This is a genomic window from Micromonospora palythoicola (genome assembly GCF_036689795.1).
In the GTDB taxonomy this organism is placed as follows: domain Bacteria; phylum Actinomycetota; class Actinomycetes; order Mycobacteriales; family Micromonosporaceae; genus Micromonospora; species Micromonospora palythoicola.
Genome location: NZ_JBAGKI010000062.1, coordinates 18,771 through 34,263 on the forward strand (window position 1 = coordinate 18,771; position 15,493 = coordinate 34,263).

Here is a 15,493-nt window from a genome sequence, read left to right on the forward strand (position 1 = left end):
GGTCACCCCGCGTAGGTGGTGACGAGCTGGTCGATGTACTGCTTGCCGGAGAGCGGCCCGCCGAAGGTCCAGATCCCGTCGGGCATCCGGTGCAGGTTGCCCTGCTTGACGAAGGGCAGCGACTTCCAGATGGCGTTGCTGTTCAGACCGTCGGCGAAGACGTCGACGCCGTCCGAGGCGTTGTAGAAGAAGTGCAGGTCCGGGCTCTTGAGCACGGTCAGGCCCTCGACGTCGGTCTGGCCCAGGCCCCACGCCGGGTCGGTCTCGCCGGTCCACGCGTTGGTCAGGCCGAGCTGGATGCCGATCTGGGAGACCAGCGCGCCCTCGCCGAACATCCGGATGCTGACCGTGCTGCCTTCCTTCCAGCCGTCGGCGATGGCGAACGGCTTGCCGGCGGCACCGGCGTCGGCGATCTTCTTCTTGCCGTCGGCGATGGCGGCGTCGAAGTCGGCGAGCAGCTTCTCCGCCTCGGCGGTCTTACCGACCGCGGCGGCGATCATGTTCAGGTCGGCCCGCATCCGGCCGAGGTTGTCCGAGGCGTCGCTGCCCTTGGTCACGATGACCGGGACGTACTTCTCCAGCTGCGTGATGACGTTGGCGCCCCGGTCGTCCTCCATGACCACGAGGTCGGGTTGCAGCGCCACGATGGAGTCGATGCTCGGCTCGCCGCGGGTACCGACGTCCTTGACGCCCGGGTCGAGCTTGGCGGCGCTGACCCAGGTCGCGTACCCCTCGGGGTCGGCGACGCCGACCGGCATGACGCCGAGACTGACGAGCATCTCGACCTCGCCCCATTCGAGACCGACCACCTTGGTCGCGGGGGCGTCGAGCTTGACCTCCTTGCCGCGGCTGTCGGTGACGGTGACCGGGCCGCTGGCGGCGGAGGTGGCGGCGGCGGGCTCGGTGGTGTTCTCGGTGGTGCCGCAGGCGGCCAGCAGCACCGCGGTGGCGGCAGCCAGCAGGGCGGTTACACGGGTACGGGACATGATGTTCTTTCTCGGGTGGGTGTCGTGACCGGTCTGTGCTCAGACCGGGACTCGGGCCAGGTGTCGGCCCACGGGGCGGGTCGTCACCAGCCCGTTGAACGGGTCGGTGCTGACCTCGATCCGGATGCCGTAGGTCTCGGTCAGATCCGGTTCGGTGAAGACCTCGGCCGGGGTGCCGGTGGCGCGGACCCGGCCACCGTGCAGCAGGACCACCTCGTCGGCCACCGCGGCGGCCTGGTTGAGGTCGTGCAGCACGACGCCGACCGCGACGCCGTGGTCGTCGGCGAGGTCACGCATCAGGTCGAGAATCCCGACCTGATACCGCAGATCGAGGAAGGTGGTGGGCTCGTCGAGCAGCAGCACCGGGGTGTCCTGGGCCAGGCAGGTGGCCAGCCAGACCCGCTGCAACTCGCCACCGGAGAGTTCGTCCACCGGCCGACCGGCCATCACGCCGACGCCGGTGACCTCCATGGCGCGGGCGATGGCGGCCGGGCCGTCCGGGTCGTCCGCGCGCCACCGGCCCCGGTAGGGGTGGCGGCCGTAGCCGACGACGTCGCGGACGGTGACGCCGTTGGGGACCGGCCTGCTCTGGGCGAGCAGGGTGACCCGGCGGGCGTACTCCTTGGCGGGCAGGCCCGCGGCGGCGATGCCGTCGGCGAAGAGCACGCTGCCGCGATCCACCGGATGGAGCCGGGCCAGCGCCCGCAACAGGGTGGACTTGCCACTGCCGTTGGGACCGACGAGAGCGGTCACCGTGCCGGCACGCAGGGCGATACCCGCGCCGTGCACCACCGTCGTGCCGTGGTAGCCCAGGCACAGGTCGACACCGCGTAGGCTTTGCTCGGCGTCGTTCGACATCAGTCCGCTCGACATATGGTTAGGCTAACCTAACCTAATTGCCTGTCAAGACGTGGGTCCGTCTCACCCTTCCGAACCCCGACCGTCACTCGGCGTTGCTGGACCGCCGTCGATGCGCCGAGCCGCCTCGCCGGCCAGTCCCGGTGGCGCACGCCGTGACGAGCCGCCACCTGCGATCGGGCCGGGACGCCGATGCCGGGCCACCCGTCAGGCGGCCCGAAATCCGTCCCGGGGTGGGACGACAGAGCAGTCGGAGCAGCGGTAACGTTGCGCGTCATCCGCCGCCGGCCCGCCGGCGTGGCGCTCTTCGATCCTACGGAGGATGGGGCATGTCCATCGGCGAGGAACCGTTCGCAGTCCGCGACGACCTGGCCTCGCGGCCGAACTTCGAGGTCGCCCTGCGTGGGTACGACAAACGGCAGGTGGAACGCTACGTCGAGCAGATCGACGGCCGGCTCGCCGCGGTCTCGGCGGAACGGGACCGGGCCACCGCCCAGCTACGGGAGCTGACCGGGAAGCTTCAGGCGGTGCAGGGCGAGATGGCCGAGCTGCGGCAGCGACCGGCGCAAGTGGACAAGGCCACCTTCCAGGACGTCGGCCCGATGGTCGGCCAGATCCTGGACCTGGCCGAGAAGCAGGCCGCAGCGATCATCGAGACGCACAGCCAGCGGGCCACCAAGCTCCAGGCGGAGGCGGAGAAGACGCTCGCCAACGCGCGGGAACGCACCGTCAAGGCGCTTGCCGACCTTGAGGAGGAGCTGGCCGGCCGGCGGGCCGAGCACGAGAAGACGTACGAGGAGCTGCGGGCCGCCGCCGACGCGGAGCTGGCCGAGAGCCGCGAGCGGGCCGACAAGCTGCGCGCCGACGGGGAGGCCGCGCACGAGCGCGCGCAACAGGAGGCGCAGCGGATCGGCGAGCAGTGCCGCCAGCAGGTCGAGCAGGCCCGCTCGGCGGCGGAGGCGCTCACCACCTCGGCGCGTACCCAGATCCACCAGGAGATCCAGGCGGCCCGGTCGAAGAGCCAGCAGGAGCTGGCGCAGTGGCGGGCCACGGTCGAGGAGGAGCTGGCCGAGCGGCGGGCCACGGCCGAGGAGGACCTGGCCGAGCAGCGGGCGGCCGTCGAGCGCGAGCTGGCCGCACAGCGGTCCGCCGCCGAGCAGCGGGTCAGCTCGATGATCGCCGACGCCCAGCAGTACTCCGCGGAGATCCGCAAGCGCGCCGACGAGCAGGCGGCCGAGGTACGCAAACTCAGCGACGAGCAGGCCGCCGCGGCCGAGGAACAGCTGCACGCCGTCCAGCTCGAGGTCGGGGAGCAGCGTCAGGCCCTGGCTCAGCTGCACGAGCAGTTGGACGACGCCGAGCAGCAACTCGACGCCGCCCGCCGCACCAAGGACGCCACCGAGACCGAGCTGACCCGGCTGCGGCAGTTGCTGGAGGAGACCAGCCACGAACTCGTGGCGGAGCGCCAGCGGCTGGACGAGGTGCGCCGGGCGGCCGAGGCCGCCGAGCGGCACGCCAAGGAGACCCGCGCCCGGGTGCAGCGGGAGGCCAAGCGGGTCGCCGATCTGGCGGCCGCGGCGGTGATGGCCGCGGCGGCCGGTGGCGGCGAGACCGCCGAGTACCCGATGGTGGCCGCCCGACTCGGGGTGTCCCGACCCGCTGGCGACGCCGCCGCGACGGGCGGTGGCGAGGTGGCCTCGGCGGCCGGTGGTCGGGCCGAGGACGTGGCCACCGAAGGCGAGGGCGACGCCGAGCGGGCCGGGCCGGATCCACAACGCACGGTCACCGACGCCACCGACCCGGCGGGCCGGGAGCGCAACGGCGTGGCCGCCGGCCGACCGGGTCAGCCGCAGCCGGAGCACGGCGCACGTCCCGTGGTGGATCCGGTGGCGCGCGCGGCGGCCGCGGTGGCGGCCGGCGGGCCCGGTGGCATCGACTGGTTCGCCGGTCAGGCCGGCAACCAGCAGTCCGAGGCGGAGGAACCGCCGGGCGCGACCGCGGCCGACCGGGCGCCGGAACCCGCGGCGAACTGAGCGCGACCGACGACGGGCCGCCCACCCCCGAACCTCGGGGTGGGCGGCCCGCTGCGGTCAGGACCGGCTGGTTGCCAGTTCCGGTTCCCGCGCGGTCGGATCCGGCACCAGTCCGGAGGGGCCGTAGACCAGGCCCTTACGCCGTGCGCCCCGCTCGAACAGCCGGTGCAACGGAGTCGCGGCGAAGGTGGTCACGATGGCCATGATGGCCAGCACCGTGTAGAGCTGTTGGCTCACCAGGCCGGCGGAGAGCCCGATGTTGAGCAGGATCAGCTCCATCAGCCCTCGGGCGTTGGCCAGTGCGCCCATCGACCCGGCCTCCCGCCAGGTCATGCCCTGCCACCGGGCGGCGAGCCCGACGGCGCCGAACTTGCCCAGGAAGGAGGCCGCCAGTACCACGGCGGCGACCAGCAGCACGGACGGCTCGAAGATGAGGCTGAGCTTGGTGTTCAGCCCGGAGTAGATGAAGAAGGCCGGTAGCAGCAGGTACGCGGCGAGCGGCTCGGCCCGTTCCCGGAGCGCGTCGACGAAGCGCCCCCGCGGCATGACCGCACCCGCGACGAAGGCACCGAAGACCGAGTAGATGCCGACGAAGTCGGTGAACCAGGCGGCGAGGAGTACCACCGTCAGCGTGACGGTCAGCGGCCCCACCGGCAGTGCCGCCGTCTCGCCGACGGCACGTCGGCGCTCGGCCCAGTCCTCCAGTCGGCGCAGCAGCGGCCGACCCACGAAGATCATGAACAGCAGGAACGCCAGCCCACCACCGAGGGCCACCACACCGCCGCCGATCCCGCCGGCGGCCGTGGCCACCACGATCGCCAGGAGCACCCAGGCGCACGCGTCGTCGGAGGCCGCGCAGGCCAGGGCCATCGTGCCGAGCCGGGTGCGCAGCAGGCCCGAGTCGTACACGATCCACGCCAGCATGGGGAACGCGGTGATGGCGATGGCCGAGGCGATGAACAGTGCGCCCTGCCAGGGGGCGACCCCCGCGCTGAAGTACTCGTCACTGTGGACGGTCAGCCACCAGCCGAGCACGCCACCGAGCAGCAGCGGCACGCCGAGCCCGGCCGAGGCGGTTGCCCCGGCCTGCCGGACGTGCCCACGGAGAATACCCAGATCGAACGAGCAACCGACCAGAAACATGTAGACGACGAGGCCGAGTTGCCCGATGACATAAATGGCGGTCAGCGAGGGGTGCGGTATGGCCTTGCCGCCGACCTGCAATGTCAGGGGGAACATCCATTCTTGTGCCGCCGGCCACAACAGCCCGAACAGCGACGGGCCCAGCAGGAAACCGGCGACCATGATGGCCACCACCTGCACCTGCCCCAACCTGCGAAACAGCGGCCAGATCAGTCGATAGACGGCCAGAATCACGGCCATCTGCAGAAAAAGATGCATGGCAATTTCGAGCATCGAAGGCATGAGCCATCCACTTCTCGATTGACACGGCAACGGAAACAGCGCTCGACCGAAATTCCCCCCGGAGGAATTATCGACGATGCTAGATCCGGTCCGGAGCCGCGACAAGAGTGGCTCGGCGTCCTCGGCCGTCCGGTGGCGGACACTTCACGACCCGGCCCGGTGGCCACCCCGGTACCACCGGTGGAAACGACGAAAGGTCTGGTTGGTCGAGTCTCTCTTCGCTCTCCAGAAGGGACCTACCCCCGCACCCGGCAAGGTTTGAGCGATATCGGGTCGGCTGGGACGGCATCCGGCGACACCGCCGCGCCCGGGGGTCACGGACTCAGGTGAGACCGGCACCACCGGACGCGGCGGACGGCCGCCGGGCCGGTCAGAACGGCCGGCGTGGCAGCCAGCCGAGGAAGCGGTTGCGGGCCCGGGCCAGCGGCAGTCCGGGCAGGTCGCGGGCGGCGGCGAGCAGACAGGAGCCCAGGTAGACCGCGAGCGCGGCGCGGGCCCCGCCGAACTCCGCGAGCAGTTGGCTCTGCTTGACCGCGCACGGCCACTCCTGCCCACAGCCGGTGCAGGTCCAACTCGGCGGTGACGGCAGATGCTCCGGTGGTTTGACCGATCGGTAACGCACGGCGGCACTGTTGCGTCGGCCGACCCGGGCGGGGAACCGGTGCGGATCGCCCGACGCGGGATGCCGATCGGTGAACAGTTCCCGACGGGCCAGTCCGAGCGCCCCGCCGACCCGGACCAGCGCGTCCGGCCCCGGGCGATAGCCGACCACGGCACCCAGCAGGTGGTGACCCAGCAGATCGAAGGCGTCCGGCCCGAGGGCGAGTTCGCGGCAGAGCGCGATCAGCCGCGTCGGTGCGACCACCCGCTGGGCCACCAGGGCGTAGCGCAGCACCTCCCGTAGGCCACCACCCAGATCGGACAGGCGGGTTCCCACGATGCCGGCGAGGTCCGCCTCCCCGGCGACCCGGCGGAGTGCCTCAGCCGTCGCCAGTCGGACGATGTAAGTCGGATCCTTGGTCTCCAACGCCCCACCCCTATCCGTTAGGCGAACAATTGCCCATGTTGGACACCCTTCGCATGATCACGGCCACGGACGGTCGCTGGCTAGCCCGGTTTGCGCAGGCCGGGCCGCACCGACTAGCCCGAAAACGAAAACTCCCCTGACATCGACAACGAGCGAGATCCACCGGCGCGACGGATGCGCCACGAAAACTTCATGGGACTCCTTCCTTTGTGGATACCATCGATGGGAATCCTGGCTCTGCATGTCCTACCGCTCTTCGGATCCACCACGTCTCGCCGGGTGCCGTCCCGGCGTGTCGAAGCGCCCTCCGTCCAGGTCGATGGAGACGTATTGAAGACGAAGGTTCCGACCGCCCACCGGTTCGACAGCGGCGACCCGGAGACGATCCACGACTACCTGGCCCACGCCTACCACTCCAGGGTCGCCATCCGCGCGGCCGTCGACGCCCGCTACCGGTTCCGCCACCACCGGGTGGACGCGGGCTCGTTCTGGCGGGAGACGTCGGACCAGTCCACGCAGCTCGACATCGATGTCGAGCCGTCCCGCGCGCTGGTGATCTGCGAGGTCGTCAGCGGGCGCGTCGACCGCTCCTGCGCCGGTGCGTACGGTCGGTTCGGGCCGGGCGACGTCTTCCTGGCCGCCCTGCCCGACCTGGCCTGCTCGCTGCGCTGGCTGCCCGGGCGGATCACCGCCTGCCTGCTGAGTCTCTCCGTCCTGGACCGGGTGACCGGCACCGCGTCCGCCGGCCGGGCGAGCAGGGTCCGGTTCACCGGGCTGACCCCCGCCTCCCCGGCCCTGGCCGGCCTGTGGCGGCACACCACGAGCTACCTCGACCACGTCGTCCTGGGCAATCCATACGCGTACCGCGAGCCCTTGGTGATCGCCAACGCGGCCCGGATGCTGGCCGCGTCGGCCCTGGCGGTCTTCCCGCACACCAGGGCGGGCTGGTCTCCGGCCACCGACCAGCGGGCCGCCACCACCACCGCGCTGCGCCGGGCGACGATGTTCATCGAGGAGTACGCCGACCGGGACATCGGTGCGGCCGACATCGCCGCCGCCGCCCAGGTCTCGTTGCGGACCCTGCAACTGGCGTTCCGCCGGCACCTCGACACCACCCCGATGGCGCACCTGCGCCGGGTCCGGCTCGACCGCGCCCACCGGGAGCTGATGCAGGCCGACCCGCGGCGGGAAACCGTCTCGGCGATCGCCTCGCGGTGGGGGTTCCTCAGCCACAGCCGGTTCACCGCGCGCTACCACGCCACCTACGGATTCCCGCCCAGCCGCACCCTGCACGCCTGACGACGCCCGCGCTGGCCGACCGCCGAGAGGCGGGCCACCGTCCGCATGATGGCCGCCCCACCGCATCGATGCCAGAATCGCACCCATGCGGGGTACGCTCGTCGGCCGCGACGGGGTGTTCGATCAGTCCTGGCGCGCACTGCGCGAGCCGGGCTCGGTGCTGTTGGAGGGCCCGGCCGGCATCGGCAAGACGACGGTGCTGCGGGAACTGCTCGCCGAGGCGAGCCGGGCCGGTTGGTCGGTGCTGAGCTGCGCCCCGACCGAGTGCGAGACCGAGCTGCCCTTCGCCGCCCTCGCCGACCTGCTCCGCCCACTGGCGGACCTGGTGGCGGCGCTGCCCCGCCCACAGCGGGTCGCGGCCGAGGTGGTGCTGCTGCTGCGGGACAGCGACGAGACCATCGACGAGCGCGTGGTCGGCGCCGCCACCCGCTCGCTGCTGGAGGCGGCCCTCGCCGCCGGCCGGCCGGTGCTGGTCGCCGTGGACGACGCGCCGTGGCTGGACCGGCCGAGCGAACGAGCGCTGCGGTTCGCGCTTCGCCGGGTCGGGCCCGGGCTGTCCATCCTGGCCAGCTGCCGCACCGACAACACCCCGGCGCCGCGCATCGCGCCACTCGGGCTCGACGCCGGTCCCGGCCGACTGACCCGGCTGACCCTGGCGCCGCTGGGCGTGGGTGCCCTGCACCACCTGCTGCGGGAGCGGGTCGGTGCCGTCCTGAGTCGTTCGCTGCTGGCCCGGATCGCCCGGGAGGCCGCCGGCAACCCCCTCGTCGCCATCGAGGTGACCCGCGCGGTGCAGCGCCTGCCGCAACCACCGGAGCCGGCACAGGACCTGCCGGTGGCCTCCTCGATGCACCAACTCCTCGGCGAGGTGCTCGCCCGGCTGCCGGCCGGCTGCCGGGACGCCGTACGGCTGGCGGCTCTGCTGGGCGTACCGCTGCTTCGGGACCTGGCCGCGGCGGGGATCTCCCCCGCGCTGTTCGACGCCGCGGAGGAGGCCGGGTTGCTCGTGGTCGGGGCGGCCCGGGTGGAGTTCACCCATCCGGTCTACGCCGCCGCGGTCCGCGCCGGCATCCCGCCCGGCGTCCGGCGTGGCCTGCACCGCAGGCTGGCCGAGGTGGTCACCGATCCGGACGAACGGGTCCGGCACCTGGCCCTGTGCAGCACCTCGCCGGATCCGGTGGTCGCCGACGCCCTCGCCGCGGCTGCCGCCCGGCAGTACGCGCGGGGTGCGCCGGAGGCCGCCGCGAACCTGTACGAGTCGGCGGCCCGGCTCACCCCCGCCGGCGACGAGGCCGATCGTGGCCAGCGGCTGTTGGCGGCGGCCCGGTGCCGCTTCGGATGCGGCGACCATCCCGGGGCACGGGTCGCCGCCGAGGCGGTGGCCGCCGGGTTCGACGGCGACGTCCGGGCGGAGGCGCTGCTGCTGCGCGCGGTGGTCGCGTGGAGCGCCGACGAGTCCGGCGGTACCGCGGTCGAGGCCGCCGGGCGGGCGCTGGCCGCGACCCGTCCGGACGCCCCGCTGGCCGGCCGGATCCACGCCCACCTGGCGCTCTTCGTCGACCTGCCGGATCCGGCGCGGGCCCACGCCGAGGCCGCCATCGCCCTGCTCACCGGTGCCGGCGGGGATCGCACACTGCTCGCCGCGGCGCTACTGCACCTGTTCTTCAACGAGGTACGCGCCGGTGAACCGCCCCGCGTCGAACTGCTCGACCGGGCGCTGGAGATGGAGGGGCCGGAACCGTCCTGGCTCGCCGGCACGATCCCGGCGATCTGGTGGAAGTCGATCGACGATCCGGCGCGGGCCCGACGACGGCTGGGCCGGATGCTCGACCTGGCGGCGGCCCGGTGCGACGAGCCCTCGCAGTACGACCTGCTCAAACACCTCGGCGAGACCGAGCTGCTCGCCGGCCGGTGGTCGACCGCCGAACGGCACATCGCGGCCGCCCGGGAACTCGGCGAGCTGCTGGGGACCGAGGCGACCGCGGAGATCTGGCTGGCCGGGCTGCTCGACGCGTTGCGCGGCCGGCTCGACGTGGCGCAGCGGGTGGCCGAGGCGGGGCTGCGACTGGGCGAGCGGCTCGACGACGACTGGTGTCGGCGGATCCACCTGCAACTGGGCGCGTTCGTGGCGCTCTGCGCCGGCCGGATGGCCGACGCCGCGACCGGATACGGTCGACTCGCCGCGACGGTCGACCGGATGGGTCTGGTCGAGCCGCTGGCGCAGCGCTTCGAGCCCGACTGGATCGAGGCCTGCGTGGGCGCCGGTGACCTCGTCACCGCCCGCGCTGCCCTGGCCCGGCTGGCGGAGCGGCACCGGCGGTTGCCTCGCCCCTGGACGCGGCTGGGCCTCGCGCGCAGCCGGGCCCTGCTGGCCAGCGCCGGCGGCGCCGACCCGTCGGCCGCCCTGGACGAACTGGCCGCCGCGCGGTCCGCCGTGCCGCCGGAGGTGCTGCCGCTGGACCGGGCCAGGTGTCTGCTGGTCGAGGGCGTGGTGCACCGCCGGTCCCGCCGCAAGCGCCCGGCCAGGGAGGCGCTGGCCGCCGCGGCGGCCGAGTTCGACGCGCTGGGCGCGACGGTGTTCGGCGGGCGGGCCCGGGCCGAGGCCGCCCGGCTGGGCGGGCGGCCGCCCGCACCGTCGGACCTCACCGCCACCGAGGAGCGGGTCGCCCGGCTCGCCGCGCAGGGACGGACCAGCCGGGCCATCGCCGACGAACTGTTCGTCAGCCCGAAGACCGTCGAGACCAACCTGTCCCGGGTCTACCGCAAGCTGGGCATCTCCCGCCGGGCCGAACTGGGTGCCGCGCTGGCCCGGGTCGGTGGAGCCGACGAACAGGCGCGCGGGCCGGCGGCCACCGCCAGCGCGCCGGCCGGCGCGGTCAAAGGCTAGGGAAACGCCGGATTCATCCACGGCCGGGTGGTCGTAGCGTCGAACTGTCACTCCCGCCGGGTCGACTCGTCCGGCCGGCACGTCAGCAGACCCTGCCGCCAGAAGGGCCGGACTCCGCCACCGGCGCGGTCCCACACCATGTCGAGCTGCCCGGCCCGGTCGCGGTCGGGTGTCAGAAGGGAACCGAACACGTGCGTCGACTGATCCTGCCCGTGGTGCTGCTGGCCGCGCTCGCGCTGACCGGCTGCGACAGCGCGGACCCTGCGCCACCGGCGGCCGGCCCCGGCGCGGACGCGGACGCGGAGACCGACCTCGACCTGCCCGCCGACGGCGCCGGCAACCAGACCCCGGCCTGCCCGTTCACCGCGGCCCAGGTCTCCGAGCTGGTCGGCCAGTCGATGGTCGACGACGGCAACTGCAGCTTCGGCGACGGCAAGGGGGTGGCGGCGCTGTCCGTGACGACCGCCTCCCAGTTGGCCGGCGAGACGACCTACGACTTTCAGCGCCAGCAGGCCGAGCAGAGCTACCAGACGGTGACGGACCTCGACGGCGACGGTAAGGGTTACCTGGCGGTCAAGGACATCGGCGCCGAGGCGGTGCTGGTCGGCGGTGCCGGCAGCTTCACCGTGACGCTGAGCAGCTTCGAACGCCTCGGCGCGGAGCCCGACGGCTACGCACAGGCGCTGCGCCGGCTGCTCGACGCCCTGCCCCGGTGACACCACGCCCCGAGGAGACGACCGTGAGGTACCTCAAGCTCGCCGCGGCGGCCGCTGCCGTCGCCGTTCTCACCGCCTGCGGCGGCAGCGCCGAACCGGCCGCCGCGCCACCGCCACCGACCGAGGTGGCCGAGCCGGCACCGCCCAGCGAGGCGGCCGAGGCGGAGCCGTCGACCGAGGCACCGCAGGTCGACGCCTGTGCCCTGGTGCCCAAGGAGGACGCCGAGAAGCTGGCCGGCACCCCCCTGGAGGATCCGGTGCCGGTCCGCGAGACCTGTACCTACACCGGGCCGACGTCGGGTCCGTTGGCGCAGGTGGAGGTGTACGTGGGCGACGGGGCCAAGAAGATCCTCGACGTCGACCGTGACCTCGACCACGAGTTCGAGACGCTGTCCGGAATCGGGGACGAGGCGTACCTGGAGGACGGCGCGGTCTTCTTCCACGCCGCCGGGGTGTGGGTGGCCATCCGACTGGTCCGGCTCGACGACCCGGCGAAGTACGACAAGCCGCTGACCGAGCTGGCCCGGACGGTCGCTGGGCGGCTCTGAACCCGACCGGGCCGGATCAGGTCGAATCCCGCTCGGCGGACGACTTCTCGTCCTCGTGACGCTGTGCCTCGAAGCGTCGCCGGATCACCGCGACCGCCTCCTCCTCGCGGCAGCCAAGGCTGCGCAGCAGGTCGGTGGCGACGGTACGGATCTGGGCCACCACCACGTTGCCGGAGAAGCCGATCCCCTCGTCGTACGCCTCGGCGGCCCGGTCGACCGCCTTGAGGACCAACTGCTCGGACCGGTTGGTGTGATGCCCGCTCTCCGCCTCGACCTGCAACAACGCCAGGGCGTCACCGAAGTAGTGCACTGCGGCCGCCAGCCCGGCCGGGATCGGTTCGTTGTCGCGGACCGCGGTGGCCGCCCGGCGCAGCATCTCCTGGCCGCCCCCGACGGCCAGGTCGAGGTAGCGGGTACCGCGTTGGTAGTGCTCGAACTCGCGCCGCCGGTGCCAGCGCGCCGGCGACACCGCCACCGCCTCCTGCGCACCGGAGACAGCGTCTTTGAGCAGGCCGAGTTGCGGGCCCAGGCCGTACAACCCGTCCCGGGCCTCGGCCACCGCCGCCGCGTCGCCCCGGGACATCCCGTCCGCGGCGTTGTGCAGATGTTCGATCAGGGCGGCGAAGAGTGGGCGGGCGGCCCGCTGGATGATGCGCACCGGGTTGACCGGCAGTAAGGCCACCACCACCACGGCGGAGATCGCGCCGATGACCGCGTCGATGACCCGCGGCACCTCCAGTCCCCGCTGGATCGGCGAGAGGGTGGCGATCAGCACCGCCGTACCGCCGGCCTGGGTGACCACCGCTCCACCCCGGCTCATGGTCAGCGCGAGCAGGATGGCCAGGGTGACCACGGTGCCGATCTGCCAGGGGCCGGTGCCGATGACCATGATCAGCGCGTCACCTACCAGGAGGCCGGCCAGCACGCCGACCAGCAGTTCCAGGGTGCGGCGGGTGCGGCGGCCGATCGCGGCGGCGATGGTGCCCACGGCGGCGCTGGGCGCGAAAACCGGCGACGGGTGACCGAGCAGTTCGTGCGCCAGCGTCCAGGCGAGCGCGGCGGACACCCCGGCCTGTACCGCGAGGATGCCGTACAGCTCCAGGCTCCGGCGGCGCTCCCGCCAGTTGACCCGCCGGCTGAGGCGGCCGACCGTCTCGGCGACCTCGGATTCGAACCGGTTGCCGGCACGACGTGCCCAGCTCCTGTCGTCCTCCCCCGCCGCCACGCCGCCGACTACCCCGCCAGGCCGCGCTCATTCACTGCCCGGGGATACCGCCACCGCCGCCGGTGCGCTCGGCGCCATCGTCGACCGTTCCGCCACGCCGAACGTGTCGACCTTCGCACCGGATCATCCTCCTCACCTGGACGGAGAGCATTAGCATCGTAAGACTTCGATTGACAAAGTTTATGATCCAAACTTATGGTGCGAGTCGGCCGGATGTTTCCGGTGGCCCGGCGACGCCCGGCCAGCCACCCCGTCGACACCATCACCACGCGAGGAGCGTCATGGCTGGGCTGAAGGGCACACTACGCAGGACACGATGGCGATTCGGCCTGGTCGCCAGCGGCGTCGCCGCACTACTCGCCGGTGCCGGTCTGGTCACCGCCGGCACCGCCCACGCGGCGGCCGGCTGCCGGGTGGCGTACTCCGCCCCCAGCCAGTGGCCAGGCGGGTTCACCGCGAACGTCGCGGTGACGAACCTCGGTGACCCGCTCAACGGTTGGCGACTGACCTGGACGTTCCCCTCCGGGCAGCGGGTCACCCAGGCCTGGAACGCCACGGTCACCTCGGCCGGCAACGACGTCACCGCCAGCAACGTCGGTTACAACGCCGCGCTGGGCACCAACCAGACCGTGTCGTTCGGCTTCAACGGGTCGTGGTCGGGCAGCAACACGGCACCGACCACGTTCGCCCTCAACGGCGTCACCTGCACCGGCAGCGTCGGCACCACCCCGCCGCCGAGCACCACCCCGCCGCCGAGCACGCCACCGCCGCCGAGCACCCCGCCGCCGGCGGAGGCCCCGATGGCCTACGTGGCCGCGATGCAGCCCGGCTGGAACCTCGGCAACACCTTCGACGCGGTCGGCGCCGACGAGACCGCGTGGGGCAACCCGCGCGTCACCGAGGCACAGCTCGACGCCATCCGGGCACAGGGCTTCAACAGCATCCGCATCCCGGTGACCTGGAGCAACCACCACGGCCCCGCCCCGTCGTACACCATCGACGCGGCCTGGCTGAACCGCGTCAAGGAGGTCGTCGGCTGGGCCCTGGACGACGGCTTCTACGTGATGATCAACCTGCACCACGACTCGTGGCAGTGGATCAACGAGATGCCGACGAACCGGACCACGGTGCTCAACCGCTACAACGCGCTGTGGACCCAGATCGCCGCCGCGTTCCGGGACCATTCGCCGAGGCTGCACTTCGAGAGCGTCAACGAGCCGCAGTTCGCCAACAGCTCCGGCGACGCCCAGAATGCGGAGCTGCTGCACGAGCTGAACGTCAACTTCCACCGGATCGTGCGCGCCTCGGGCGGCGTCAACGCCACCCGGATGCTGGTCCTGCCGACCCTGCACACCTCCTCCGAGCAGGCCCGGATCAACGAGCTGACCACGACGATCAACCAGCTCAACGACCGCAACCTGATCGCCACCGTGCACTTCTACGGCTACTGGCCGTTCAGCGTCAACGTGGCCGGCGGCACCCGCTTCGACGCCACCACCCAGCAGGACCTGACCGACTCGTTCGACCGGGTGCACAACGCCTTCGTGACCCGCAACATCCCGGTCGTGATCGGCGAGTACGGGCTGCTCGGCTTCGACCGGCACACCGGCACCATCCAGCAGGGCGAGAAGCTCAAGTTCTTCGAGTTCCTCGGCCACTACGCCCGGACCAAGCGGATCACCACCCAGCTCTGGGACAACGGCCAGCACTTCGACCGGGTCGCCTTCCAGTGGAAGGACCCGGAGCTGTGGGCCCAGATCAGGTCGAGCTGGACCACCCGTTCCGGCACCGCCTCGTCCGACCAGGTGTACGTGCCGCGTACCGGCTCGATCACCGCGAAGTCGTTGACCCTCAACCTGAACGGCACCACCTTCTCCGGGTTGCGCCAGGGCAGCACCAACCTGGTGCAGGGCACCGACTACACGGTCTCCGGCAACCAGCTCACCATCACCGCGAGCGCGCTCACCCGGCTGGTCGGCAACCGGGCGTACGGGGTCAACGCCAGCCTCCAGGCCCGCTTCTCGGCCGGCGTGCCCTGGCGGATCGACGTGATCACCTACGACACGCCGGTGCTGTCCAACGCCACCGGCACGACCGCCGCGTTCGCCATCCCCACCCAGTTCCGCGGCGACCAGCTCGCCACCATGGAGGCGAGGTACGCCGACGGCAGCAACGCCGGCCCGCACGACTGGACGTCGTTCAAGGAGTTCGACGTGGCCTTCTCACCCGACTACCCGGGTAACCGGATCACGTTGACCGACACCTTCTTCGGCGAGGTCCGCGACGGCGCGCCGGTCACCCTCACCTTCCACTTCTGGAGCGGCGCCCAGGTCACCTACCGCGTCACCAGGTCCGGCAGCAACGTCACCGGGGTCACCGGCTGACCGGCCCGGGCCCCCCCCCCCCCCCCCCCGGGGCGGGGGGGCGCGGGGGGGCAAAAGTGGGCCAGGTACCCGTACAGCGGAACCGGCGCGGGGTGAAATTCGGCG

At 72.4% G+C, this 15,493-nt stretch carries 12 protein-coding genes; 6 read left to right on the forward strand and 6 right to left on the reverse strand.

Going from position 1 to position 15,493, the window contains the following annotated elements:
- Window positions 1-2 precede the first annotated feature (2 nt).
- The gene (locus V5O40_RS22390) at window positions 3-986 is read right to left on the reverse strand and encodes an ABC transporter substrate-binding protein (RefSeq protein ID WP_332907289.1); all 984 of its coding nucleotides are present in this window, start codon (window positions 984-986) and stop codon (window positions 3-5) included.
- Window positions 987-1,025: 39 nt separating this feature from the next.
- Window positions 1,026-1,859, reverse strand: coding sequence for an ABC transporter ATP-binding protein (locus V5O40_RS22395; RefSeq protein ID WP_332907290.1), 834 nt, complete (start codon window positions 1,857-1,859; stop codon window positions 1,026-1,028).
- 314 nt (window positions 1,860-2,173) lie between these two features.
- Here V5O40_RS22395 and V5O40_RS22400 point away from each other — a divergent pair, with 314 nt between their 5' ends.
- Complete coding sequence (locus V5O40_RS22400; protein ID WP_332907291.1) at window positions 2,174-3,877, forward strand: coiled-coil domain-containing protein; 1,704 nt, start codon at window positions 2,174-2,176, stop codon at window positions 3,875-3,877.
- 57 nt (window positions 3,878-3,934) lie between these two features.
- On the opposite strand, the gene V5O40_RS22405 is transcribed toward V5O40_RS22400, so the two are convergent.
- Together V5O40_RS22405 and V5O40_RS22410 are read right to left on the reverse strand one after the other, a co-directional pair.
- The gene (locus tag V5O40_RS22405) at window positions 3,935-5,260 is read right to left on the reverse strand and encodes a cation:proton antiporter (RefSeq protein ID WP_332907292.1); all 1,326 of its coding nucleotides are present in this window, start codon (window positions 5,258-5,260) and stop codon (window positions 3,935-3,937) included.
- A gap of 412 nt (window positions 5,261-5,672) precedes the next feature.
- Complete coding sequence (locus V5O40_RS22410; protein WP_332907293.1) at window positions 5,673-6,329, reverse strand: hypothetical protein; 657 nt, start codon at window positions 6,327-6,329, stop codon at window positions 5,673-5,675.
- A 330-nt stretch (window positions 6,330-6,659) separates the two neighbouring features.
- On the opposite strand from V5O40_RS22410, the gene V5O40_RS22415 reads away from it, so the two are divergent.
- Together V5O40_RS22415 and V5O40_RS22420 are read left to right on the forward strand one after the other, a co-directional pair.
- The gene (locus V5O40_RS22415; RefSeq protein WP_332907294.1) at window positions 6,660-7,628 is read left to right on the forward strand and encodes a helix-turn-helix transcriptional regulator; all 969 of its coding nucleotides are present in this window, start codon (window positions 6,660-6,662) and stop codon (window positions 7,626-7,628) included.
- Between the two features lie 85 nt (window positions 7,629-7,713).
- A complete protein-coding gene (locus tag V5O40_RS22420; protein WP_332907295.1) occupies window positions 7,714-10,515 on the forward strand; it encodes a helix-turn-helix transcriptional regulator in 2,802 nt (933 codons plus the stop codon).
- A 47-nt stretch (window positions 10,516-10,562) separates the two neighbouring features.
- Here the strand turns inward: V5O40_RS22420 and V5O40_RS22425 are convergent, their stop codons facing one another.
- On the reverse strand, window positions 10,563-10,706 hold the full coding sequence (locus V5O40_RS22425) for a hypothetical protein (RefSeq protein WP_332907296.1): 144 nt from the start codon (window positions 10,704-10,706) through the stop codon (window positions 10,563-10,565).
- On the opposite strand from V5O40_RS22425, the gene V5O40_RS22430 reads away from it, so the two are divergent.
- Both V5O40_RS22430 and V5O40_RS22435 read left to right on the forward strand, forming a co-directional pair.
- Window positions 10,707-11,231, forward strand: coding sequence for a hypothetical protein (locus tag V5O40_RS22430; protein WP_332907297.1), 525 nt, complete (start codon window positions 10,707-10,709; stop codon window positions 11,229-11,231).
- Between the two features lie 23 nt (window positions 11,232-11,254).
- Window positions 11,255-11,779, forward strand: a complete 525-nt coding sequence (locus tag V5O40_RS22435; protein WP_332907298.1) for a DUF3558 domain-containing protein — start codon at window positions 11,255-11,257, stop codon at window positions 11,777-11,779.
- 16 nt (window positions 11,780-11,795) lie between these two features.
- Here the strand turns inward: V5O40_RS22435 and V5O40_RS22440 are convergent, their stop codons facing one another.
- Window positions 11,796-13,004, reverse strand: coding sequence for an FUSC family protein (locus tag V5O40_RS22440; protein WP_332907299.1), 1,209 nt, complete (start codon window positions 13,002-13,004; stop codon window positions 11,796-11,798).
- Window positions 13,005-13,285: 281 nt separating this feature from the next.
- Here V5O40_RS22440 and V5O40_RS22445 point away from each other — a divergent pair, with 281 nt between their 5' ends.
- Window positions 13,286-15,388, forward strand: coding sequence for a cellulase family glycosylhydrolase (locus tag V5O40_RS22445; protein WP_332907300.1), 2,103 nt, complete (start codon window positions 13,286-13,288; stop codon window positions 15,386-15,388).
- Window positions 15,389-15,493 lie beyond the last annotated feature (105 nt).

Bases quoted from the DNA above. Each gene is read 5' to 3' on its own strand.
- V5O40_RS22390 (WP_332907289.1), bottom strand. From the start codon at position 986: ATGTCCCGTACCCGTGTAACCGCCCTGCTGGCTGCCGCCACCGCGGTG.
- V5O40_RS22395 (WP_332907290.1), bottom strand. From the start codon at position 1,859: ATGTCGAGCGGACTGATGTCGAACGACGCCGAGCAAAGCCTACGCGGT.
- V5O40_RS22400 (WP_332907291.1), top strand. From the start codon at position 2,174: ATGTCCATCGGCGAGGAACCGTTCGCAGTCCGCGACGACCTGGCCTCG.
- V5O40_RS22405 (WP_332907292.1), bottom strand. From the start codon at position 5,260: ATGGCCGTGATTCTGGCCGTCTATCGACTGATCTGGCCGCTGTTTCGC.
- V5O40_RS22420 (WP_332907295.1), top strand. From the start codon at position 7,714: ATGCGGGGTACGCTCGTCGGCCGCGACGGGGTGTTCGATCAGTCCTGG.
- V5O40_RS22445 (WP_332907300.1), top strand. From the start codon at position 13,286: ATGGCTGGGCTGAAGGGCACACTACGCAGGACACGATGGCGATTCGGC.